21 protein-coding genes and 1 pseudogene are annotated in these 22324 nt (G+C 72.7%); 13 read left to right on the plus strand and 9 right to left on the minus strand.

The genetic code is table 11. The features are described from left to right. Both E4P38_RS23520 and E4P38_RS10680 read right to left on the minus strand, forming a co-directional pair. The coding region (locus E4P38_RS23520; protein ID WP_245160939.1) for a cobalamin-dependent protein at window positions 1-300 on the minus strand (300 nt) is incomplete at its 3' end. 29 nt (window positions 301-329) lie between these two features. Further along, a complete protein-coding gene (locus tag E4P38_RS10680) occupies window positions 330-1415 on the minus strand; it encodes a hypothetical protein (RefSeq protein ID WP_245160940.1) in 1086 nt (361 codons plus the stop codon). Between the two features lie 182 nt (window positions 1416-1597). Between E4P38_RS10680 and E4P38_RS10685 the strand changes: the two genes are divergently transcribed. Then, window positions 1598-2494 carry an alpha/beta fold hydrolase gene (locus E4P38_RS10685; RefSeq protein ID WP_135131803.1) on the plus strand — a complete coding sequence of 299 codons (897 nt, stop codon included), beginning with the start codon at window positions 1598-1600 and terminating at the stop codon, window positions 2492-2494. A 347-nt stretch (window positions 2495-2841) separates the two neighbouring features. Next, entirely contained in the window at window positions 2842-3618 is a 777-nt protein-coding gene (locus tag E4P38_RS10690) for a M23 family metallopeptidase (protein WP_135131804.1), read from the plus strand. Between the two features lie 41 nt (window positions 3619-3659). On the opposite strand, the gene pcrA is transcribed toward E4P38_RS10690, so the two are convergent. Next, window positions 3660-5975, minus strand: a complete 2316-nt coding sequence (gene pcrA, locus E4P38_RS10695; protein WP_135131805.1) for a DNA helicase PcrA — start codon at window positions 5973-5975, stop codon at window positions 3660-3662. A 274-nt stretch (window positions 5976-6249) separates the two neighbouring features. On the opposite strand from pcrA, the gene E4P38_RS10700 reads away from it, so the two are divergent. The 6 genes from E4P38_RS10700 to E4P38_RS10725 all read left to right on the plus strand — a co-directional run bounded on the left by E4P38_RS10700 (window position 6250) and on the right by E4P38_RS10725 (window position 11602). Next, window positions 6250-6534, plus strand: a complete 285-nt coding sequence (locus tag E4P38_RS10700) for a chorismate mutase (RefSeq protein ID WP_135131806.1) — start codon at window positions 6250-6252, stop codon at window positions 6532-6534. A gap of 451 nt (window positions 6535-6985) precedes the next feature. Beyond that, window positions 6986-7555: a carboxymuconolactone decarboxylase family protein gene (locus E4P38_RS10705; protein WP_135131807.1), complete on the plus strand. Its 570-nt coding sequence runs from the start codon at window positions 6986-6988 to the stop codon at window positions 7553-7555. Further along, window positions 7552-8487, plus strand: coding sequence for an RNA polymerase sigma factor SigJ (gene sigJ, locus E4P38_RS10710; protein ID WP_245160941.1), 936 nt, complete (start codon window positions 7552-7554; stop codon window positions 8485-8487). The genes E4P38_RS10705 and sigJ overlap by 4 nt, the downstream gene beginning before the upstream one ends. Before the next feature lie 108 nt (window positions 8488-8595). After that, on the plus strand, window positions 8596-10416 hold the full coding sequence (locus tag E4P38_RS10715) for a SpoIIE family protein phosphatase (protein WP_135131808.1): 1821 nt from the start codon (window positions 8596-8598) through the stop codon (window positions 10414-10416). Beyond that, complete coding sequence (locus E4P38_RS10720; RefSeq protein WP_135131809.1) at window positions 10413-11144, plus strand: PIG-L deacetylase family protein; 732 nt, start codon at window positions 10413-10415, stop codon at window positions 11142-11144. Before E4P38_RS10715 ends, E4P38_RS10720 begins: the two co-directional genes overlap by 4 nt. A gap of 152 nt (window positions 11145-11296) precedes the next feature. Beyond that, on the plus strand, window positions 11297-11602 hold the full coding sequence (locus E4P38_RS10725; RefSeq protein ID WP_135131810.1) for a TfoX/Sxy family protein: 306 nt from the start codon (window positions 11297-11299) through the stop codon (window positions 11600-11602). Between the two features lies 1 nt (window position 11603). Here the strand turns inward: E4P38_RS10725 and E4P38_RS10730 are convergent, their stop codons facing one another. Both E4P38_RS10730 and E4P38_RS10735 read right to left on the minus strand, forming a co-directional pair. After that, on the minus strand, window positions 11604-12260 hold the full coding sequence (locus E4P38_RS10730; RefSeq protein ID WP_135131811.1) for a response regulator transcription factor: 657 nt from the start codon (window positions 12258-12260) through the stop codon (window positions 11604-11606). A 79-nt stretch (window positions 12261-12339) separates the two neighbouring features. Next, window positions 12340-13539: an ATP-binding protein gene (locus E4P38_RS10735; RefSeq protein WP_245160942.1), complete on the minus strand. Its 1200-nt coding sequence runs from the start codon at window positions 13537-13539 to the stop codon at window positions 12340-12342. A 124-nt stretch (window positions 13540-13663) separates the two neighbouring features. On the opposite strand from E4P38_RS10735, the gene E4P38_RS10740 reads away from it, so the two are divergent. From E4P38_RS10740 to E4P38_RS10750, 3 genes are all read left to right on the plus strand, one after another. Further along, entirely contained in the window at window positions 13664-14620 is a 957-nt protein-coding gene (locus tag E4P38_RS10740) for a PspC domain-containing protein (protein ID WP_135131813.1), read from the plus strand. Beyond that, window positions 14613-14909 carry a hypothetical protein gene (locus tag E4P38_RS10745; RefSeq protein ID WP_135131814.1) on the plus strand — a complete coding sequence of 99 codons (297 nt, stop codon included), beginning with the start codon at window positions 14613-14615 and terminating at the stop codon, window positions 14907-14909. The genes E4P38_RS10740 and E4P38_RS10745 overlap by 8 nt, the downstream gene beginning before the upstream one ends. A gap of 106 nt (window positions 14910-15015) precedes the next feature. Continuing rightward, a complete protein-coding gene (locus E4P38_RS10750; RefSeq protein WP_167760527.1) occupies window positions 15016-15768 on the plus strand; it encodes an META domain-containing protein in 753 nt (250 codons plus the stop codon). A 1-nt stretch (window position 15769) separates the two neighbouring features. Here the strand turns inward: E4P38_RS10750 and guaA are convergent, their stop codons facing one another. The 3 genes from guaA to guaB are packed head-to-tail and all read right to left on the minus strand — an operon-like array spanning window position 15770 to window position 19999. After that, window positions 15770-17332, minus strand: a complete 1563-nt coding sequence (guaA, locus tag E4P38_RS10755; RefSeq protein ID WP_135131816.1) for a glutamine-hydrolyzing GMP synthase — start codon at window positions 17330-17332, stop codon at window positions 15770-15772. Further along, window positions 17332-18480, minus strand: a complete 1149-nt coding sequence (locus tag E4P38_RS10760; RefSeq protein ID WP_135131817.1) for a GuaB3 family IMP dehydrogenase-related protein — start codon at window positions 18478-18480, stop codon at window positions 17332-17334. Before E4P38_RS10760 ends, guaA begins: the two co-directional genes overlap by 1 nt. 1 nt (window position 18481) lies before the next feature. Next, the gene (gene guaB / locus E4P38_RS10765; RefSeq protein ID WP_135131818.1) at window positions 18482-19999 is read right to left on the minus strand and encodes an IMP dehydrogenase; all 1518 of its coding nucleotides are present in this window, start codon (window positions 19997-19999) and stop codon (window positions 18482-18484) included. Window positions 20000-20133: 134 nt separating this feature from the next. On the opposite strand from guaB, the gene E4P38_RS10770 reads away from it, so the two are divergent. Together E4P38_RS10770 and E4P38_RS10775 are read left to right on the plus strand one after the other, a co-directional pair. Continuing rightward, window positions 20134-20541 (plus strand): DUF5319 family protein, encoded by a 408-nt coding sequence (locus E4P38_RS10770; protein ID WP_135131819.1) that lies wholly within the window; start codon window positions 20134-20136, stop codon window positions 20539-20541. A 186-nt stretch (window positions 20542-20727) separates the two neighbouring features. Next, a pseudogene (locus tag E4P38_RS10775) lies at window positions 20728-21372 on the plus strand (ATP-dependent Clp protease proteolytic subunit). 81 nt (window positions 21373-21453) lie between these two features. On the opposite strand, the gene E4P38_RS10780 reads toward E4P38_RS10775, so the two are convergent. Beyond that, the gene (locus tag E4P38_RS10780) at window positions 21454-22152 is read right to left on the minus strand and encodes a response regulator transcription factor (RefSeq protein ID WP_167760533.1); all 699 of its coding nucleotides are present in this window, start codon (window positions 22150-22152) and stop codon (window positions 21454-21456) included. Window positions 22153-22324: the final 172 nt, after the last annotated feature.

A 22324-nucleotide genomic window follows, 5' to 3' on the forward strand; every position in this document is an offset into this window, starting at 1 on the left:
AGACGCGCATGGCGGCAAGTCTGACAGGCTGCCGGGATGGCGGTCCTGGGAGTCGACGGCTGGCGCGGTGGCTGGGTCGGGGCCCTCCTCGACGGCAGCACCGTCACCGTCCTGGCGCTGCCCGACGGCGTCGGCGTCCTCCTGGACGACGGTCTCGACGATCTGCTCCGGTGTCTGGTGCAGGCCGGTGTAGACGACCTCCATGCCCGCGTCGCGCAGCGCACGCGCCACGATCTTGGCGCCGCGGTCGTGCCCGTCGAGGCCCGGCTTGGCGATGACCACCCGGATGCGTTCGTCCACGACAGGCAGCTTATGCAGCGTGGCCCCGATCAGGTGGGGCTGCGCCGCAGTCGCCACGCGAGCACGGTGAGGACGGCGTACCCCAGACCGGTGACGACCAGGCCGGCCCCCGGTACCGTCCACTCCAGGTCCGCGGACGAGGTGGCGTCGCGCAGGCCGGTCATCGCGGCGGCGAGCACGGTGACGGTGATCGCCAGCAGTCCTCCGACCGTGGCCAGCCGGGGCCGCAGGGACGGCGCGACCACCGAGCACAGCACGACCGCGCCGGCGAGCAGCAGCCCGCCGAGCAACGCCATCCCCGGCCGCTCGAGCAGCGCCTGGGGACCCTCGCGGGTCACCACGGTCTCCAGTCCGGTCGTCGGGTCGGTCACCAGCTGGTCGGGAACGTCCGCGGCGGGCAGCGCGAGGCAGAGCACGGTCGCGACACCGAGCAGGACCGCTGCCCCGGCCAGTCCCGAACGGGCCGGGTCCAGCGCGCCGCCGTCCTCCATCACCGTGCGGCCCCACGCGGCGACGGCGCCCATGCCCGCGAGCACCGTCAGCGCGAGTGCCACGACGCCCAGGACCCAGCCCGTGCCGACGTCGACACCGCTGGTCAGCACCCGCTCGCCCGCGATCACCTCCACGGCCGGGCGCGTGGTGGAACTGCTGCCGCGGTAGATCTCGATGAGCAGCTGGCCGAGGGCCAGCGCCCCGGCCACGCCCGCGTACGCCAGACCGAACTTCGGGACGGCGCCTCGCACGAGGACGATGCCCACCGCGAGGTTCACCAGCGGGACGGGCAGCGCGGCCAGCAGGCTGCCGAACCCGCTCACGGTCGAGAGCTCCGCGCCGCCGACCACGAGGTAGGTGGGGAACAGCGCGGCAACGCCCGCGAGCGCCGCCAGAACGAGCAGGACGCCGGTCAGGCGAGCCGTCGTGGGGATCGTGCCGACGACGAGGGCGTCGGGACCGCCGCCGTCCACGGTGCCGACCGTGGCACCCCGTCGGGCGAGCGCCGGGGCACTGAAGGAGGCGCCGGCCCGGGAAGCTGCGGCGCTGCGGCGGGCCTTCCCGGAGGCCGTCGCCGGGGTGCCCCGGTCGCGGCCGGACCCGGAGCGGGCGTCGCGGGACACGGTTCCCCTTTCAGCTGACTTGGTCACGAACCGGCGTCGATCCGCCACCCGTTGGTGACGCCCATGTGACGTCCGCCACACGCGGGCATTACCGTCCGGTGAACGGAGCACATAGCCGGGTACCGCCGGGGCCGAAACCCGTGCCGCCGTCGGTAGGACAGCCGGGGAAGGAATCGCAGGACATGCGTGATTCGGGCGGATCGGGTTCCGGTCCAGAGTCGCACACCGAGCCCCGGCCGGAGGCCGCGCCACGAGGTGGTCTCCGCGGTCTGTGCAGCGCGTCCACACTGACCGGCGGGCTCACCGAGCTGGCCTGGGTCGGCGCCCACGTGCTCATGTATCCGCTCGGCACGCGCACCGCTGTGCTGCGGCCCGATCCTCGGCACCGGCCCGGCGTCCAGCCCGCCACCGTGCGGGCCCTCTTCGCCTCCGACCCCCTGGCCGCCCGGATCCCGGTACTGCTCGTGCACGGCCTCGTCGACAACCGATCGGTCTTCTCCGTGATGAACCGGAGCCTGCGCCGTCGCGGCTTCGCCCAGGTGGGTACCTGGAACTACAGCCCGCTGCTGACCGACGTGGCCCGCGGTGCGGCCGACCTCGGCGCGCACATCGACCGCATCTGCGAGCAGACCGGCCACGACCGGGTGCACGTCGTCGGGCACAGCCTCGGCGGGCTGATCGCCCGCTACTACGTGCAGCGGCAGGGCGGCGACCGTCGGGTGGAGTCCCTGGTCACCCTGGGGACGCCGCATCACGGCTCGGTCTGGGCGCACGTGGTGCCCACGCCGCTGATCCGCCAGCTCCGGCCGGGATCGCCGGTGATCCAGAAGCTGGACGAGCCGGCGCCGGGTTGCCGCACGCCGGTGACCGCCATCTACAGCGACCTCGACCAGGTGGTCGTGCCCACGAGCTCCGGGCGGTGCGACCACCCGGACCTCCAGGCGCGCAACGTGCTGTTCCGCGGCATCGGGCACATGTCTCTCCCCCGGCACCGGGGCGTCGTGGACGAGGTGGCGGCGACGCTGGCAGGTGTCCGCGGCATCGCAGACGCTCCCGCATCGCGTTCCGCCGTTGCCTGAGACAAGACCCCCTCCCTCCCCACGCCTCGCACGCTCGGGTCGGGTCCCTGGGCGGGGGCAGTCCTGCGCCGCGACGCTCGGCAGACGGGGCCCCCTGTCGTACCCCCGTGCGAGCGTCGGTTGAGCCACGCACCTTTCGTCCACGCACCACTCGTCCCGCACGCACCGCACGCATCGCGACACGTCGTGTGCGGTGCTTGGACGCGTTCTCACGCATCGTTACGGTTCGATCACGGCGTCGGTGACAACCGGCGGGCACCCATGGGGAGCCCTCAGGCCGCCGCCGCTCCCCCGGCGGAGCGCCTCGCGGCGCCCGGCAGGGAAGCGCTCGACCGGGAAGGTGCGCCTTGTCTCGCAGCAGTGCACCGCAGGTCCTCGAGCGCCCCGCGGTCGAGGCCGTCACCACCCAGGCACCTCCCGCCGAGCCCGTCGTCGACGTCCGACCGGCGGCTGCCGATCGGCCCCGCCGCCGGCGCGTCCCCCACCCGCCCGGCCGGCGCGCACACCTGTGGTTCGCCGCCCTCGTGGCCGGTGCCCTCCTGGCCGCCACACCCAGCGTGATCGGCAGCCCTGCCGGACCCCAGGCTGCGGCGTCGGACTACGGCCTCGGTGCCGCCTCCGAGCTCGGCCTCGGCGGCGAGATCGACGACGCCGGCGTCCGCCGGAGCATCACCGAGGCCGAGGCCCAGGCCCGCCTGGGCGAGCTGGCCGCCTCCCGCGCCGCCCGCGAGCCGAAGACCTTCCTTCCCACCCAGGGACGGCTCACCACCTGCTACTGCATGCGCTGGGGGCAGATGCACTGGGGCCTGGACCTGGCCGCCCCGCTGGGAACCCCCATCATCTCCGCCGCCGACGGCGTCGTCCTCCGGGCCGGCCCCGCGTCCGGCTTCGGCAACGCCCTCTACATCCAGGACGCGGACGGCAACGTCCACATCTACGGGCACATGCGCTACTACGACGTGCAGGCGGGGGACGTCGTGCACGCGGGCGACCCGATCGCGAAGGTCGGCAACCAGGGCCAGTCGACCGGCCCCCACCTGCACTACGAGATCCATCGCGGCGGGATCGACGGCCGACCGCTGGACCCCGAGGACTGGCTCGCCGAGCGCGGCGTCGAGATCTAGGCCGGAGTCGGGGAACCCGCAGGGTTCCCCGACGACCGACGTCAGAGCTTGACGAGCGGTGCGTAGCGCAGGACCAGGCGCTTCGTGCCGCCCGAGCCGAAATCGACGGTGGCCTGGGCCTTGTCGCCGGCCCCGGTCACCTCGACGACGGTGCCCAGCCCGAACGCGTCGTGGCTGACCCGGTCGCCGACGGCGACGGAGATGACCGCACGGTTGCCGATGCCGCCGCGCAGTCCCCCGGTCGACAGCCCGGTCGCGGCGACCCGCGCCTGCGCCGAGCCGTAGCCGGTGGAGGCCGGGGCCGCCTCGAGCCGTGACCAGTGCACGGTGTCGGCCGGCAGCTCGTCGAGGAACCGGGACGGCGGGTTGTAGGAGGGCTGACCCCAGCTCGTACGCACCTGTGCCCGGGACAGGAACAGGCGTTGCTGGGCCCGCGTGATGCCCACGTAGGCCAGGCGGCGCTCCTCCTCCAGCTCCCGCGGGTCGCCGAGGGCGCGCAGGTGCGGGAAGACGCCGTCCTCGAGCGCCGTCAGGAACACGACGGGGAACTCCAGTCCCTTGGCCGTGTGCAGCGTCATCATCGTGACGACGCCGGCGTCGTCGCCGGTGACGGGGATCTGGTCGGCGTCGGCGACCAGCGACACCTGCTCCAGGAAGTCGGTCACGGTTCCGGAGGGGTTGGCCGCCTCGAACTCGGCGGCCACCGAGATGAGCTCGTTGAGGTTGTCGACGCGGCCCTCGTCCTGCGGGTCGGTGCTGGCCTGCAGTTCGGTCAGGTAGCCGGTGCGGTCGAGGATGCTCTCCAGCAGCGCGGCCGGCCCCGAGCCGGTCTCGACCAACTGCTCGAACTCCTCGAGCAGCGCCACGAACTCCTGCAGCGCCTTGAGCGAGCGGGTGGCGAGGTCGGGCACCTCGGAGACGCGGCGCAGCGCGCTGGCGAACGCGATCCGCTCGCGGTCGGCGAACTTCTCCACGCAGGCCTCGGCGCGCTCACCGATGCCGCGCTTGGGCGTGTTGATGATCCGCCGCAGGCTGACGACGTCGGCCGGGTTGGCGACGACCTTCAGGTAGGCCAGCGCGTCGCGGACCTCCTTGCGCTCGTAGAACCGCACCCCGCCGACGACCTTGTAGGGCATGCCGACCCGGATGAAGACCTCTTCGAACACACGCGAGGCGTTGTTGGTCCGGTAGAAGACCGCGATGTCCTTCGGCTGGGCGACGCCCTCGTCGACCAGGGCATCGATCTGCTCGGCGACCCACGCGGCCTCGTCGTGCTCGTTGTCGGCGACGTAGCCCTCGATCAGCTCGCCGTCACCGGCGTCGGTCCAGAGGCTCTTGGGACGACGGCCGGTGTTCTTCGCGATGACCGTGTTGGCCGCGCGGAGGATGCGCTGGGTGGAGCGGTAGTTCTGCTCCAGCACGATCGTGGTGGCCTGCGGGTAGTCGCGCTCGAACTCGTCGATGTTGCGGATCGTCGCGCCCCGGAAGGCGTAGATCGACTGGTCGGCGTCGCCGACGACGCACAGCTCGGCCATGGGAACCGGACCCTCGCCCGTGCCGACCAGCTCGCGCACCAGCATGTACTGCGCGTGGTTGGTGTCCTGGTACTCGTCGACCAGCACGTGGCGGAACCGGCGGCGGTAGTGCTCGGCGACGTCGGGGAACGCCTGCAGCAGGTGCACCGTGTTCATGATCAGGTCGTCGAAGTCCATGGAGTGCGCCTGGCGCAGCCGCTGCTGGTAGAGCTTGTAGGCCTCGGCGAGCACCTTCTCGGGCGCCGTCTGCGGGGCGTAGCTCTCCTCGTCGATCAGCTCGTTCTTCAGGTTGGACACCTGGGCGGCGAGGCTGCGACCCGGATAGCGCTTGGCGTCCAGGTCGAGGTCGCGGGCCACCATCGTCATCAGGCGCACCGAGTCGCCCTGGTCGTAGATCGTGAACGAGGACTTCAGGCCCAGCTTGGCCGCCTCGGCACGCAGGATGCGCACGCACATCGAGTGGAACGTCGACACCCACATCGCGCGGGCGCGCGGGCCGACCAGGGAGGCCACCCGGTCCTTCATCTCACCGGCGGCCTTGTTGGTGAACGTGATCGCGAGGATCTCGCCGGGCTGGGTGTGCCGGGCGCCGAGGAGGTAGGCGATGCGGTGCGTGAGCACGCGGGTCTTGCCCGATCCGGCCCCGGCCACGATGAGCAGCGGGCCGCCCTCGTGGACGACGGCCTGCCGCTGCGGGCCGTTGAGGCCGGCCAGCATGCGGTCGAGCTCCCGGCCCACGGACCCCGGAGCGGTGCGCTGGAGGGTCTCCGTGCCGGGAAGACTGCTCTGGGCACCGGAGAGGGCCTGCTGGACGCTGCTCATGTCCTCCTCACTGTAAGCCGGACGGGTGACAGACCTCCCCGGCGAGGGACCCCCTGCCACACCCGCCCCAGCGGTGGTCATGGCGTCGCGCCGGGCGCTGTGGCAGACTCGGCGCCGTGCTCGCCACGGTCAGCTTTTACTACGGTCACCGGGATCCGGTGTCCGTCACCGCTGGCTGAGCAACCGCCGCAACAGACGCCCCGGGCCCGAAGAGCCCCGGGGCGTTTTTCTGTTTCCGGGGTCGACGGTCCACCAGCACCCCGAAGGACATCCGATGAGCACCGTCACCGCCTCCCCCGCTTCCGCCGTCGACGACCCGTCGGCGCGGATCGGTGAGCTGCGCAGCTCGATCGACGCCTGCGACGCCGAGATCATCGAGCTCGTCCAGCGCCGGCTGGCCATCTCGCACGAGATCGGCGCCCTCCGCGCCGCCAGTGGCGGGACGCGGCTGTCGCTGTCCCGGGAGCAGCAGGTCCTCTCCCGCTTCCAGGCCGCGCTCGGGCCGGACGGCGCCGCGCTCGGCATGATGCTGCTCCGCCAGGGCCGCGGCCGGCTCTGAGTCAGGGCTTCGCCCGCCGGACCAGCTGCCGTTCGTCGTCCACCGCGACGACCTCCTCGTCGAGCGCCGTGTATCCGCGGAGGTCCGGCCCGCCTCTTCCCCACGTCCACAGCACCGGAACCGGAGAGACGTGACCCCCATGCCCGAGCCGACCCCCGTTCCGCCGTTGTCCCGTCAGCTGCCCGCCGAGGTCGCCGACCGCATCAGGGCCACCGCTCCGCCGCCGAAGCGGCGCGTCGAGAACGACCGCTGCTGATCACCGTCGTCCGGCCCGTCCGACACCCGCCCGCCGTGACCCCGCGGGCTGTCGACGACGAGGCCGGGGACCGGCCAGGGCCGGTCAGCGGGAGCCGGCCGGGTCGCCAGGGGGAGGACCCGGCCGGCTTCGGCATGTCACGTCAGGTCCCCCTGCTCCGTCACATGGGCGTTCCCCCGACGGAGAGGACCCGACATGACCCGCAGCGCAACCAGCCGCATCCCGCTCGACCCGCCCCGCACCCCGCTCTACCGCCTCGCCGAGTGGTACGCCCGTCGTAGCTACGGCGTGGTCCCCGACCCGCTCCCGGCGATGGCCCACAACATGCGTGTCCTGGTCTCCGACCTCCGGTTCGAGACGTCCGCGGCGCGATGGAACAAGCTCGACCCGACCCTGAAGAACCTCGCCGCCATGGCCTCGGCCGTGGCGATCGGCTGCAGCTGGTGCGTCGACTTCGGCTACTGGGAGACCACCCGGCACGGGACCGACCCGGCGAAGATGCGCGACGTGCCGCACTGGCGCGACAGCGACGTGTACACCGACCTGGAGCGGCAGGTCATGGCCTACGCCGAGGCCGTGACGGCGACGCCGCCGGCCGTCACCGACGAGATGGTGGCCCGCCTCCGGCGCGAACTGGACGACGCGGCGCTGGTCGAGCTGACCATGATGGTGGCTGTGGAGAACGTCCGGTCCCGGTTCAACAGCTCGCTGGGGCTCACGAGCCAGGGCTTCACGGACCGCTGCGAGATCCCGGCCCGCTCGTGACGGCCGCGCTCGGCGCGTTCGACCGGCACCGACGGCTGCTGTTCTCGGTGGCGTACCAGATGCTCGGCAGCGTCGCGGACGCCGAGGACGTCGTCCAGGACACCTGGCTGCGGTGGTCGGCGGCGGACCGCACCGATGTCACCGACGAGCGGGCCTACCTGGTGCAGATCACCACCCGGCTGGCCCTCGACCGGATGGGCTCGGCGCGGGCGCGGCGGGAGACCTACGTCGGACCGTGGTTGCCCGAGCCCCTGCTGACCGGGGCCGCTGCGGTCGCCTCGGGTCCTCCGGCACCTGACCCGGAGGACGCCGCCGAACTCGGCGAGATGGTGTCCCTGGCCCTGCTCGTCGTCCTCGAGACGCTGTCGCCGGCCGAGCGGGCGGTCTTCGTGCTCCGCGAGGTCTTCGGCATGTCGCTCGCGGAGGTCGCCGGGGCGCTGGACCGGACGGAAGCTGCCGTCCGGCAGATGGCCCACCGCGCCCGGCAGCACGTGCAGGCGCGACAGCCGCGCTTCGACGCCGACCGCCGGGCGCAACGGGAGGTGACCGAGCGGTTCTTCGCCGCGGTCGCCGGCGGCGACGTCGAGGCGCTGCTCGCCGCGCTGGCACCCGACGTCGTCCTGATCAGCGACGGCGGGGGCAAGACCAGGGCTGCGCTCCGGCCGATCACCGGCTCGGACAAGGTGGCCCGCTGGCTGGTGGCCATCGCGCAGCAGGGGGCGGGCATCCCGGACCTGCGGATCGAGGTCGCCGAGGTCAACGGGTGGCCCGCGATCGTCGGATGGTCCGGGGTCGAGCCCTTCGGGTCGATCTCCCTCGCCGTGGTCGACGGCCGGATCGAGCAGGTCCTGGTCGTCGTCAACCCGGACAAGCTCGCCGGCCTCGTCGTGCCGTCCGGAGAGGAGGGCCAGGGCACCGGCGGACCGACCTGACGGCGGCAGCCCCATGAGCGGCTCGGTACCATCCGGTTCACGTCGGCATGCTGGGTACACGGGGGGTGCCGCCCACTCGCGGGCGGCACCAGGGATGCGGAGGCGTGCATGTCGGCAGCGGAGCCGAACCCCATCGGCACGGTGCCCGTCGACTTCCAGCTCCTGTTCACCGCGCTCCCGACGGCGTTCCTGGTGATGGACCCGGACCTGGTGATCGTCGAGGCGAACCCGGCGTACCTGGAGCTGGTGGGTCGTCGGCGGGACGAGATCGTCGGCCGGCCCGTGTTCGAGGCGTTCCCACCCGCGCCGGACGCGCTCGACGAGAGCGGCCGGAACCCGATCGAGATCTCCTTCGAGCGAGCTCGCGACACCGGCGTGGTCGACCCGATGCCGATCGCGAAGTACGACGTCCTGGACCCGGTCACCGGGAAGCTCGGCGAGCGGTACTGGTCGCTGATCAGCGCCCCGGTGCTCGATGCCGCCGGCCGCACCGTCCTGGTCCTGCAGCGGACGGAGGACGTGTCGGCCTACGTCAGGGAACGGTCGGGCCAGCAGGTCGAGCCGATGCACGGCATGAACGGGCACCGCGATGTCGAGGCGGTGGAGGCCGATCTGTATGCCCGGGTGCAGGAGCTGAGGATCGCTCAGGAGGCGCGTGACACCGCTGCCCGACGGCTGTCCAGCCTCGCTGAGGTGGCGATCCAGCTGACCACGGCCGAGACGGTGGAGGACCTCGAGCGCGTCGTCGTCAGCCGGGGGCTCGCCGTCCTGGGGGCCGACGGCGGCGGGATCATCTCCCCCGACGATCACGGTGGCTGGCGGGCCACCCTCAGCGACGCCCTCGGTGAGGACGTCCAGCTCGCCTACGGCAACGTCCCCTACGACAGCCCGCTCCCAGCGCCGTGGGTCGCTCGGACCGGCCAGGAGAAGCTGCTGCCGACCCGGGAGTCGGGCCTGGCGTTCGACCGCGAGTCGATGGCCGGTGTGTACGCCGACATCGGCCGGTACGGCTGGGCGTTCCTGCCGCTGAGCGTCAACGACATGTGCGTCGGAAGCCTGGCGGTGGCGTGGGCCGAGGAGCACCCGTTCGGTGCCGACGAGCTGGAGCTGATGCGCGTCTTCGCCGCGCAGTGCGCCCAGGTGCTGGTGCGGATCCGGGCCACGGCCGCACAACGGGCTGCCGCTGTCACTGCGCAGAAGATGTCCGAGACCCTCCAACGCAGCCTGCTGACCCAGCCGCCGACACCGGAGTCGCTGCAGATCGCGGTGCGCTACCAGCCCGCCTCCCAGGGAGCCCACGTCGGCGGGGACTGGTACGACGCGTTCCGGACGGTCTCCGGCGCCACGATGCTGGTGGTCGGGGACGTCACCGGTCACGACCGCACGGCGGCGGCGACGATGGGCCAGCTCCGCAACCTCCTGCGCGGCCTGGCCTACGACTCCGACGACAGCCCGGCGGAATTGCTCAGCCGGCTCGACGCTGCCATGGACGGTCTGCAGGTCGGCACCTTGGCGACCGCGGTGCTCGGCCGGGTCGAGCTGCACGGTGCGGCGGGGCACCGGACCTGGCGGCTGCGGTGGGGCAACGCCGGACACCTGCCGCCGCTGCTGCGTCGTCCGGACGGGACCGTCGAGGTCCTCGCCGGCCGACCCGAGCTGCTGCTGGGCCTCGACGCCCGCGCTTCCCGGAGCGAGCACGTCGTCGACCTGGTGGCCGGCGACACCGTCCTGTTCTACAGCGACGGGCTGGTCGAGCGCCGGAAGGCCGACCTGGACCAGGGCATCGACCGGCTCGCCGACGCGCTGTCACGGGCAGGGGCGCTCGACCCGGAGGAGCTGTGCGACCGGCTGCTCGCCGAGGTGGGCATGGACATCAACGACGACGACATCGCGCTGCTCGTCCTGCGCCCCGGCGAGGAGCCGACGTGACCCAGCCAGCTGCAGTCATCCCGGCGGAGCGCGTGGAGCGTGTGCTCTGCGTGGTCGCCCACCCCGACGACGTCGACTTCGGCAGCGCCGGCACGGTCGCCACCTGGACGGCGGCCGGCACCGAGGTGACCTACTGCGTCATCACCGACGGGGACGCCGGCGGCTTCGACGACACCCCGCGCGACCAGATGGGCCCCCTGCGCAGAGCCGAGCAGCGGGCGGCGGGCAAGGAGGTCGGCGTCTCCGACGTCCGGTTCCTCGGCTATCCCGACGGCCGGCTGGAACTGACGCTCGACCTGCGCCGCGACATCAGCCGGGTGATCCGGCAGGTACGTCCGCAGCGCGTGCTCACCACGTCGCCGGAACGGTTCTGGGACCGGATCGGCGCCAGCCACCCCGATCACATGACGGTCGGCGAGTCGACCCTGCGGGCCGTCTACCCCGACGCCCGCAACCCCTTCGCCTTCCCGGAGCTCGCCGCGGAGGGACTGGAGGCCTGGACGGTGTCGGAGGTGTGGCTCAGCGCCAGCCCGCAGGCCGACCACGCCGTCGACGTGACCGACGTCGTCGACCGCAAGTTCGCGGCGCTGCGGTCGCACGTGACGCAGGTGAGCCACAACCCGGATCTCGAGACGTTCGTGACCGGCTGGATGGCCCAGACAGCGCAGCGGTTCGGCCTGCCCGAGGGACGGCTGGCCGAGGCCTTCCACGTCGTCCACACCATGTGATTCGCGGCGATGTGATCTGTCGTCCTCCGGACGACAACCGCGGCCACCTGCCGACCCGTGCGGTGCTGAGCCGCTCCGTCGCGCCTGCGCGGACCCCTCCGGGGCCCACTCGGCGCGACCGTGACGTCGGCGGTCGCTGACATGCTTTCCGCATGACGGACGAGCGGTGGCTGGACCTGGTCGAGGCGGCCGAGGGCGGCCACGTCACCCAGGGGACGATGTTCGGCTCGAAAGGCCTGCGGACGGGCACCAAGTTCTTCGCCATCTGGTGGCACGAGCAGCTGGTCGTGAAACTGCCCCCTGCCCGGCTGACCGAGCTCGTCGAGGCCGGCGACGGCCAGCCGTTCGAGCCGATGGAGGGGCGCCGGATGAACGGCTGGTTGGTCGTCGCCCCCGCTGCCGACTGGGACGAGCTGGTCGGCGAGGCGCGCACCCACGTCGAGGCGCAGCAGCGGTAGGTCAGAGCAGGCGGTTGGTCGCCGCCCAGCGGGTGAGCTCGTTGCGGTTGGACAGCTGCAGCTTGCGCAGCACGTTCGAGGCGTGCGACTCCACGGTCTTCACCGAGATGAACAGGCGGGAGCCGATCTCGCGGTAGGTGTAGCCGCGGGCCAGCAGCTGCATGACCTCGCGCTCGCGGGCGCTCAGCAGGTCCAGCCCGGGATCGACCGCCTCCTCGGCGGGCTCGGGGGCAGCACCGGCGGCGGAGAACGCGTCGAGCACGAAGCCGGCCAGCCGGGGGCTGAAGACGACGTCGCCCTCGGCCACGCGGCGGACGGCGTCGAGCAGGTCCGGCCCGGAGATCGTCTTGGTGACGTAGCCCTTCGCGCCGGCCCGGATGACGGCGATGACGTCCTCGGCGGCGTCCGACACCGACAGCGCCAGCCAGCGCACCTCGGGCAGCTCCGCGCGCAGCGTCTCGAGCACCGTCCGCCCGCCGCCACCGGGCAGATGCACGTCGAGCAGGACGACGTCGGGCACGGTCGCGCGAATGCCCTCCACGGCCGTGGCGACGTCGGGGGCCTCGCCGACGAACGTGACGTCGTCCCCGAGCTCGGCGCGCACGCCGGCGCGGACCATGGCGTGGTCGTCGACGACGAAGACGCGGGGGCCGGTCATGACGTGCTCCTCGGTTCGCTCCCGCGGGGCGCTCCGCTCCTCGCTCGTTCCTCGCTGCGATGCTCACGCCCCTGTCCGCTCACGTCGCGACCCTCGGCAGCACGAGCTCCACTTCGGTCCCTTCACCTGGCGCCGACCGGATCTCGGCCGTCCCGCCCAGCCGGGCGAGCCGGCCGCTCACCGAGTCACGCAGCCCACGCCGGTCGTCGGGCACCGTCGCCGGATCGAACCCCTTGCCGCGGTCGCGGACGAAGACCGACACCTGTTCCGGGGTCACCTCCGTGTACAGGTCGGCCGCCGTGGCACCGGAGTGCTTGGCCGCGTTGACCAGCGCCTCGCGGGTGGCCGCACCGAGCGCGGCGAGCCCGTCGTCGATCGGGGCGTCGCCCACGACGACCGGGTCGACGATCAGGGCGTGGTCGGCCTCGACCTCGGCGACCATCCCGGCCACGATGCCGGCCCAGGTGCCGCCCTCGCGGACGACCTTCGGGTCGTAGAGCCAGGCACGGAGCTCACGCTCCTGGCTGCGCGCCAGCCGGCCGACCGCCTGCTGGTCGTCGGCGTGCCGCTGGATGAGCGCCAGCGTCTGCAGGACCGAGTCGTGCAGGTGGGCGGCCACCGACGCACGTTCCTCCGAGCGGATCCGGGCCGTACGTTCCTCGGCCCGCGAGTCCAGCAGCCGCCGCCAGATGGGCGCGGTCGCGAGGACGACGCCGGTGAGGATGACGAGCGTGGCCGCGAACCCGTTGCGGGCGGCGGTGAGCTGGCCGGTGGTGGCCAGCAGCAGGATCACTCCACCGGCGGCCAGGACGACGCCACCGGCCAGCGCCCAGCGGACGCCGGGCACGGCGAGGGTCCGGTCGGTGTCCAGCTGGCGCCAGATGACGGCGAGGCCGACCGAGACCAGGATGAGCGGCACCGCCAGCGCGCCGCTCCACTGGGCCACCTGACCCAGCAGGGCGAACGCGGCCAGGCCCAGCAGCACGAGGATGAACAGCTGGCGGCGGCCGGTCGTCGCACCGAGGTGCACCGCCCCCGGCTCGGGGTCCTCGCCCGGCGCGGCGACGGGCATGGTCAGCCAGAGCAGGCCGTAGGCGACGATGCCGATCCCGGCGGTCGCCAGGACGGCGAACGCGACGCGCACCACCAGCGGGTCCTGCCGCAGGTGCGCGGCCGTGCCGGCGGCGACGCCGGCCAACAGGCGCCCCGACCGGGGACGCACGAGGGGCGGCCGCGGGGCGGTCACGCGGGCCGGCGCCCGGGTCGGAGTGGTGGTCACGGTATCGATCGTCGCACCGCCCAGCCCCCGGCCGACACCGGTGATCACCCCCCTTGAGGAACCAGGGTCGGATGGGGGCGTTCCCTGATGGATTCCCGGGACGCGGATCGGCAGGCTTCTCGCCATGACAACCGCTCCGCCCCCCGCAGCGCCGCCGCCGAGCCCGCCGCCCCTCGAGCCGCCCGTGTGGCAGCCCCCGCCGCCGCCTCCCGGCCCACCCGTCCGCCCCCAGCTGCGCCGCAGCCGCACCGACAAGATCTTCGGTGGCGTCAGCGGCGGCCTCGCCGACTACAGCGGCATCGACGCGCTGCTGTGGCGGGTCGGCTTCGTGGCCCTGACCCTCGCCGGTGGCACCGGCATCATCGTCTACCTGCTGCTGTGGCTGCTCATGCCGGCCGGCCCGCCCGCCTACGGGACCTACGGAGTGCCGGCCGAGCAGAAGGCGAAGGCACCGGTCGGGCCGCGATCACCGATTCCGGGCCTCACGATCGCCGGCCTGCTCATCGTCGTCGGGTTGCTCGTCCTGATCACCCGGTTCAGCAACTGGGACCTGGGTCCGCGCGGCTTCCTCGGCGCCGCCCTGCTCGTCGTCGGGCTCGGACTGGTCGCCGCGGCGTTCAGCGGTGGCCGCACGGCCCGTGGCGGACTCATCGCCCTGGGCGTCGTCCTTTCCATCGCCCTGGTGGCGGTGTCGACGCTGCCCTGGAGCGGTCTCCGTGGCGGCGTCGGTGACCGCACGTACCGGCCGGCCGCGGTCGCCGAGGTGCGGGACGTCTACCGCAACGGCGCCGGCGACATGACCGTCGACTTCTCGCGGCTCGACCAGGGGATCTCCGGCGACCCGATCACCACGAGCGTCGAGCACGGCGTCGGGGATCTGACGGTCATCGTTCCGCGGTCCGCGGACGTGCAACTGGTCGTCGAGCAGGGGATCGGCGACCTGGATGTCTTCGACCGGGGGGCGGACGCGGACGGCTTCTTCGCCGGAACCGGGTCCCGGCCGTGGACCGACGACGGCGAGCCCGAGTTCGTCCTGACCATCGACTCCGGTCTCGGAGACGTGGAGGTGTCCCGTGGCTGACTACAGCGAGTTCCCGACCACCCCGACGGCCTGGCAGGAGCGGCAGGCCCTTGACTGGCAGACCGTCACCCCGCTGGAGACCGAGGACGCCGACCCACCACGTCGGCGGGTCGACCTCGGCGCCCTGATCCCCGGCGTGGCGTTCAGCGTCCTGGCCATCGTCCTGATGACCGGCGTGGACCTCCCGTTCGGGCTGTGGCGGGACGGCGGGTTCGTCTGGGTGCTTCTCATCGGAGGCGGCATCGCGCTGCTGATCTCCGAGCTCCGCAAGGCCCGCCGCCGGCGGTAGGCGGCACACGCCGGGGGCGGAGGGCAGAGGACCCGGGGAGCATCGCTCCCCGGGTCCTCTCGCGTCCGTGGCGGAACCGTTGGCCCCGTCAGCGCGTCCCTTGCACGTGCCCCGCGCCCTGCTCGTCCTCGTCGCTGCGCTGCTGGTCGCCGGCTGCGCCGAGCGCGCGGGGACGGCCTCCGAGCTGAGCGGCGAGTGGTTCCTCGTCGACGGCAGTGCGGACGGCGGCGCGCTCCCGCAGCCCGCCGGGGCCGGCGCGACGTTGACCGTCGGGCCCGACGAGCTGAGCGGCCGGAGCTTCTGCAACCACTACAGCTCGACCTACTCACTCGACGGCACCACCCTCGCCGTCGACGGCCTGGGCGGTACCGACATGGGCTGCGAGCCCGCCGTCATGGCGGCCGAGGCCGCGTACCTGGGCGCCCTCGGTCGGGCGGACACCGTCGCGCGTGACGGTGAGGATCTCCTGCTCACCGGGGACGGCGTCCGGCTGCGGTTCTCCCTCGTCCCGCCGGTGCCCGACCGCGAGCTGGCCGGCACGCGGTGGGTGCTGGACACGCTCGTGGACGGCGATGTCGCGAGCTCCACGCTGGGCGAGCCCGCCGTCCTGCTGCTCGAGCCGGACAGCACGGCCGACGCGTCCACCGGCTGCCGGGCGGTGACCGGCACCTGGCTGGTCGAGGACGGCGCCCTGGTCATCGACGACCTGCTCGTCACCGGCACCTGCCCGCCCGACGTCGAACCGCAGGACGCGCACGTGACGGCAGTCCTGTCGAGCGGGCCGGCGGTCGAGATCTCCGAGGACCGGCTCACCCTCACCGCCCCCGACGGCCGCGGCCTCGTCTACCGCGCAGGCTGATTCATTCCCACTCGATGGTGCCCGGCGGCTTGCTGGTCACGTCGAGGGTCACCCGGTTGACCTCGGGCACCTCGTTGGTGATCCGGGTGGAGATCTTCGCCAGCACGTCGTAGGGCAGCCGCGTCCAGTCGGCGGTCATCGCGTCCTCGCTGGACACCGGCCGCAGCACGATCGGGTGCCCGTACGTGCGGCCGTCCCCCTGGACGCCGACCGACCGGACGTCGGCGAGCAGCACGACGGGGCACTGCCAGATCTCGCGGTCCAGCTTCGCGGCGGTGAGCTCGGCCCGGACGATCGCGTCGGCCTTGCGCAGGATGTCCAGCCGCTCCTGGGTCACGGCGCCGACGATCCGGATGCCGAGGCCGGGGCCCGGGAACGGCTGGCGCCACACCATCGCCTCGGGCAGCCCGAGCTGGATGCCGACCTCGCGGACCTCGTCCTTGAACAGCGTCCGGAGCGGCTCGACCAGCGTGAACTGGAGGTCCTCGGGCAGCCCGCCGACGTTGTGGTGGCTCTTGATGTTCGCCGTCCCGCTGCCGCCGCCGGACTCGACGACGTCGGGGTAGAGCGTCCCCTGCACGAGGAAGTCGAGGGTGTCGCCGTGCTCCTTCGCGTCGCCGACGACGTCGAGGGCGGCCTGCTCGAAGACCCGGATGAACTCCCGGCCGATGATCTTGCGCTTCTCCTCGGGGTCGGAGACCCCGGCCAGAGCGGTCAGGAACTGCTCGCGGGCGTCGACCACCCGCAGGTCGACCCCGGTGACGGCGACGAAGTCCCGCTCGATCTGCTCGGTCTCGCCCTCGCGCATCAGCCCGTGGTCGACGTAGACGCAGGTGAGCCGGTCGCCGATCGCGCGCTGCACCAGCGCGGCCGCGACGGCGGAGTCCACACCGCCGGACAGGGCGCACAGGGCGCGGCCCTCGCCGATCTGGGCGCGGATCCGCTCGACCTGCTCCTCGACGACGTTGGCCATCGTCCAGGTCGGCTCGAGCCCGGCGATGTCGAAGAGGAAGTGCTCGAGCACCGTCTGCCCGTGCGCGGTGTGCCGCACCTCGGGGTGGAACTGCACCCCGGCGAGCTTGCGGTCGACGTCCTCGAACGCGGCGACCGGCGCACCGGTCGAGGTCGCGGTGACGGTGAACCCGGGGGGCGCCTCGCTGACGGCGTCCCCGTGGCTCATCCAGACGCTCTGCTCGATCGGCAGTGAGCCGAACAGCCGGCCCCCGGTGGTGAGCGTCAGCGGCGTCCCGCCGTACTCGCGGTCGCCGGTGTGGGCGACCGTTCCGCCGAGGCTCTGCGCCATGGCCTGGAACCCGTAGCAGATGCCGAACGCCGGGACGCCGGACTCGAACAGCGTGGCGTCGACCTGCGGGGCACCGGGGGCATAGACGCTCGACGGGCCGCCGGACAGCACGATGGCGGCCGGCTTGCGGGCGACGATCTCCTCGGCGGGGACGTCGGACGAGACGATCTCCGAGTAGACGCCGGCCTCGCGGATCCGCCGGGCGATCAGCTGCGCGTACTGGGCACCGAAGTCGACGACGAGGACGGTCGGGAAGTCCATCAACGGCTCTCGTCGCCGATCGCTCCACCGATGACCAGGTCCACCCGCTGGAACTCCTTGAGGTCCCGGTAGCCCGTCTTCGCCATCGTCCGGGCGAGCGCACCGAAGAGGTTGGTGCGTCCGTCGGAGGTCTCCGCGGGGCCGAGCAGCACCTGCTCCAGCGACCCCACCGGGGGCACCGGCGCCGAGGCGCCGCCGCGCGGCAGCCGGGGATGGGCCGCCACGGAGTCCCACCAGATGCCGCCGCCGGGTACCTCGGCGGCGATCCGCAGCGGCTCCCCGAGCTGGACGGCGTCGGCGCCGCAGGCCAGGGCGCGGGCGATCGCGCCGCTGGTCTCGATCCGGCCGTTGGCGATGACGTGCACGTACCGCCCGCCGGTCTCGTCGAGGTAGTCGCGGCGGGCGGCCGCGGCGTCGGCGATGGCGCTGGCCAGCGGCACGCGGATGCCCAGGACGGCGTCACCCGTGGAGAAGCTGTCGGCGCCGACGCCGACGATCACGCCGGCCGCGCCGGTGCGCATGAGGTGCAGCGCGGTCGTGTAGTTGGCCGCGCCGCCGACGATCACGGGGACGTCGAGGTCAGCGATGAACTGCTTGAGGTTGAGCGCGTCGCCCTGGGTGGTGACGTGTTCGGCGGACACGATCGTCCCCTGGATGACCAGGAGGTCGACACCCGCGGCCAGCGCTGCCGGCGCGAGCTGTTCGGTGTGCTGCGGCGAGACGCGCACGGCCGTGGTGACGCCGGCGTCCCGCATCTCCTTGATCCGGGCGGTGATGAGCTCGGGCTTCACCGGCTCGCAGTAGACCTGCTGGAGCAGGGCCACCGACGGGGCGCCGCTGCCCGCGGCGTCACGCAGCTTCCGGTAGACGGGCTCCGGGTCCTCGTAGCGGGTCCACAGACCTTCGGCGTTGAGGACGCCGAGCCCTCCGGCGTTGCCGACCGCGACCGCAGTCGCCGGGCTGACCACCGCGTCCGACGGACTGGTGATCAGCGGGATGTCGAACCGGAAGGCATCGATCTGCCAGGCGGTGGAGACGTCGTCGACGTCGCGGGTGCGGCGGGACGGGACGATGGAGACGTCGTCCAGGTCGTAGCCACGGCGGGCGAACCGGTTGAGGCCGATCTCGACGGTGTCGCGTGCACTCATGTCAGCGACCCCTGTAGTTCGGTGCCTCGACGGTCATGTGAATGTCGTGGGGGTGGCTCTCGACGAGTCCCGCCGACGTGATCCGGGTCAGCTGTCCGCGCTCCTTCAGGTCCGTGATCGTCGCGGCTCCGGCGTATCCCATCGAGGCCCGCAGGCCGCCGACGAGCTGGTGGGCCACCCCGGCGAGCAGGCCGCGGTAGGGCACCTGGCCCTCGATGCCCTCGGGGACGAGCTTGTCGTCGGAGAGGACGTCGTCGGCGAAGTAGCGGTCGCGGCTGAACGACTGGTTGCCGCGCTTCTGCATCGCGCCGAGCGAGCCCATGCCCCGGTAGGTCTTGTACTGCTTGCCGTTGACGAAGACGAGTTCGCCCGGAGCCTCCTCGACCCCGGCGAACAGGCCGCCGATCATCACGGTGTCGGCGCCGGCCACGAGGGCCTTGGCGATGTCACCGGAGTACTGCAGGCCGCCGTCGGCGATGACCGGCACCCCCGCCGGACCCGCGGCGAGCCATGCCTCGTAGATCGCGCTGACCTGCGGGACGCCGACGCCGGCCACGACCCGGGTGGTGCAGATGGAGCCGGGCCCGACGCCCACCTTCACCGCATCCACCCCGGCGTCGATCAGTGCCTGCGCACCGGCCCGCGTCGCGACGTTCCCGCCGATGACCTCGACCCCGGCGTCCCCGCCGAAGTCCTTCTTCACCCGGGCGACCATGTCGAGGACCGCGAGCTGGTGGCCGTGCGCGGTGTCGACGATCAGCACGTCGACGCCGGCCTCCACGAGCAGCCCGGCGCGCTTGTAGGCGTCCTCGCCCACGCCCAGGGCGGCGCCGACGACGAGCCGGCCGTCGTCGTCCTTGGTGGCGTGGGGGTACTGGTCGCGCTTGACGAAGTCCTTGACCGTGATCAGGCCGCGCAGCCGGCCCGCGCCGTCGACGAGGGGCAGCTTCTCGATCTTGTGCCGCTTCAGCAGCTCGAGCGCCTGGTCCGGGTCGACGCCGACCGGCGCGGTCACCAGCGGCATCGGCGTCATCACGTCACGGACGAGCACGTGCTGGTCGGTCTCGAAGCGCATGTCGCGGTTGGTGACGATGCCGAGGAGCACGCCGTCGGCGTCCACGACGGGGGCACCGGAGATCCGGTACCGGCCCGAGAGCGCGTCGACCTCGGCGAGGGTGTTGTCCGGCGAGCAGGTGATCGGGTTGGTGACCATGCCGGCCTCGGACCGCTTCACGAGGTCCACCTGGCCGGCCTGCTCCTCGGCGGCCAGGTTGCGGTGCAGGATGCCGACGCCGCCGACGCGGGCCATCGCGATCGCCATCCGCGCCTCGGTCACCGTGTCCATGGCGCTGGAGACCAGGGGCACGGCCAGACGGATGCGGCGGGTGAGCCGGGTGCTGGTGTCCACCTCGGCCGGGACGATGTCGGACGCGCCCGGGATGAGCAGGACGTCGTCGTAGGTGAGCCCGAGCGGGGCGAACTTCGCCGGCAGCTCCTGGGCTCGGTCGTCAGGCTGCATGTGCACGGCCACCCTTCAGCTGATCGCGTAGGACTCCGGTCGGCACCCGCCGGGCGCCGGAAGACCGCACCCGATCGTAGGCGGCGGTGCAGATGGCACGGTGCTCCGCCTGTTCGGCCGTTACCGTGGAGGGCGTGACTCCGTTCGACGACGCCTCCGGACCCGACTTCGGGCCCGGCGACCCCACCGGTCCTCCCCCGCTCACCATGGAGGAGCGAGCCGGCGTCCTCGACGACCTGGCCGAGCTCGAGGTGTTCCGCACGCTCCTGGAACCGACCGGCATCAAGGGCATCGTCGTGGACTGCCCCGACTGCGACGAGGAGCACCACGTCGACTGGGCCCTCATGCAGGCCAACCTCCAGCAGCTGCTGGAGGAGGGGCAGACCGGCCGGCACGAGCCGCCGTTCGACCCCGATCCCGACGACTACGTCAGCTGGGACTACGCCAGCGGATACGCCGACGGGGTTGCCGCGACGGCCGAGCAGGACGAGCCCAGCGGCCAGCACGGCGCGGCCGGCGGCCGCCACGCCCGCGACGACTAGACCTCTCGTCCTCCGGACCACACGCGGCCACGTGCCGCCCTGACCGCTCGACACCTGTCAACGCGCTTTCGCGACTGGCGCAACAATTGCGCAGTCAGCGCAATGCGCCATTCCGCGGCGCTTTTTCCGACCATTCCCGCCAGACTTTCCGCGACGTCAATCCCTGCTCTGCGGAGGTCTGAAACCATGCACCCCGATGCGTCCACCAGCGAGACCACACGACTGCTGGACGGGGGTGTCTCGCCGGGGAGTCTGAAGGACTCCGTCTACGAACGGCTGCTCGGGGAGCGGATCATCTTCCTCGGCAGCGAGGTCGACGACGTCATCGCCAATCAGCTCGCCGCCCAGATGCTGCTGCTGTCGGCCGACGATCCCCGCCGCGACATCCATCTCTACATCAATTCACCGGGCGGCTCCGTCAGCGCCGGGATGGCGGTGTACGACACGATGCAGTTCATCGACTGCGACGTCGCCACCTACGGCATGGGCATGGCCGCTTCGATGGGGCAGTTCCTGCTCACCTGCGGTACGCCGGGCAAGCGATTCGCGCTGCCCCACACGCGGATCATGATGCATCAGCCCTCGGCCGGCGTCGGGGGCACGCAGTCGGACATCGCCATCCAGGCCGACCTCTTCGGCCGACTCTAGCGCGAGCTCAACGAACTGCAGTCGCAGCACTCCGGGCAGACCGTGGCCCAGATCGAGAAGGACTCCGACCGCGACCGCTGGTTCACCTCCGACGAGGCGCTGGCGTACGGCCTCGTCGACCACGTCGTCGCGCAGGCCGCCGCCCTCCCCGTACGCGACAACCCGGTCGCGAGCGACCATTGACGCCGTCAGCCCGCGTACGCGTGAGGGCGGTTCCCCCAGGTGGGAGAACCGCCCTCAGGCGTACATCGGTGGGAACGAGCCTCAGGTCATGATGCCGCGGCGGAAACCCGTCGCGACGGCCTCGGCGCGGTCCTTGGCGCCGAGCTTGCGGAACAGCCGGCGGGCGTGGGTCTTGATGGTGTCCTCGGACAGGTAGAGCTCGCGCCCGATCTGGGCGTTGCTCTTGCCCTGGCTCATGCCGGTCAGCACCTGCATCTCGCGCATCGAGAGCGCGGCGGGCGGGGTGGCCTCACGGACGGTCGAGCGCACCGTGGTCGGCGCGGAACCGGCCAGGGGGGCGGCACCGCTCCAGGCCGGCACGGAGCCGACCTGCTGCGGGATGCGGCCGCCCTCGGCGCGGAGGCCGAGGCGGGACAGGCCCAGGCCCATCTCGATCGGGCTGGCGTCCCACCGGAGGTAACCGCGGGCACCGAAGGCGACGGCGGCGCGGACGCTCTCGGCGTCGTCCGGCGCACCGAGCACGAGCACCGGCAGACCCGGGTAGGCCCGCAGGGCCTGGGTCGCGGCACTCAGGCCGGTGTCGACGGCCCGCTGGGTGCCGACGATCAGCACGTCGGGCGTGCGGGTGGCCAGCCGGGACATGAGGGAGGCGGCGTCAGCCACCACCTCGACCCGGCCGACGAAGGGCAGGGCGACCAGGCGGGAGGCGACGTCGTCCCGGACGCGTCGCCGCTCGTCGTACACCCAGACGGTGGTGGTGCCGTGTCCAGGGCCGCGCATCCTGTCGTCGATCAAGGCCTGCTCCTCGCTCTCCCCGGTGAACGAGCCGCCGGGTCCCGACCGACCGGGGAACACCCGGCCGGCGGTGCGTCGGTGGGGGCCCTCCGGAACCGGGGAGCCCCCACCGCTGCACGGGTCGCGGCGCGGAATCGGGTTTCTCCCCCTCCCGGTT

The organism is Blastococcus sp. CT_GayMR16, assembly GCF_004570875.1.
In the GTDB taxonomy this organism is placed as follows: domain Bacteria; phylum Actinomycetota; class Actinomycetes; order Mycobacteriales; family Geodermatophilaceae; genus Blastococcus_B.

Bases quoted from the DNA above. Each gene is read 5' to 3' on its own strand.
- E4P38_RS10685 (WP_135131803.1), top strand. From the start codon at position 1,598: ATGCGTGATTCGGGCGGATCGGGTTCCGGTCCAGAGTCGCACACCGAG.
- E4P38_RS10780 (WP_167760533.1), bottom strand. From the start codon at position 22,152: ATGCGCGGCCCTGGACACGGCACCACCACCGTCTGGGTGTACGACGAG.
- E4P38_RS10740 (WP_135131813.1), top strand. From the start codon at position 13,664: ATGACAACCGCTCCGCCCCCCGCAGCGCCGCCGCCGAGCCCGCCGCCC.
- guaB (WP_135131818.1), bottom strand. From the start codon at position 19,999: ATGCAGCCTGACGACCGAGCCCAGGAGCTGCCGGCGAAGTTCGCCCCG.
- guaA (WP_135131816.1), bottom strand. From the start codon at position 17,332: ATGGACTTCCCGACCGTCCTCGTCGTCGACTTCGGTGCCCAGTACGCG.
- E4P38_RS10715 (WP_135131808.1), top strand. From the start codon at position 8,596: ATGTCGGCAGCGGAGCCGAACCCCATCGGCACGGTGCCCGTCGACTTC.
- E4P38_RS10725 (WP_135131810.1), top strand. From the start codon at position 11,297: ATGACGGACGAGCGGTGGCTGGACCTGGTCGAGGCGGCCGAGGGCGGC.
- pcrA (WP_135131805.1), bottom strand. From the start codon at position 5,975: ATGAGCAGCGTCCAGCAGGCCCTCTCCGGTGCCCAGAGCAGTCTTCCC.
- E4P38_RS10730 (WP_135131811.1), bottom strand. From the start codon at position 12,260: ATGACCGGCCCCCGCGTCTTCGTCGTCGACGACCACGCCATGGTCCGC.
- E4P38_RS10760 (WP_135131817.1), bottom strand. From the start codon at position 18,480: ATGAGTGCACGCGACACCGTCGAGATCGGCCTCAACCGGTTCGCCCGC.
- E4P38_RS10705 (WP_135131807.1), top strand. From the start codon at position 6,986: ATGACCCGCAGCGCAACCAGCCGCATCCCGCTCGACCCGCCCCGCACC.
- E4P38_RS10700 (WP_135131806.1), top strand. From the start codon at position 6,250: ATGAGCACCGTCACCGCCTCCCCCGCTTCCGCCGTCGACGACCCGTCG.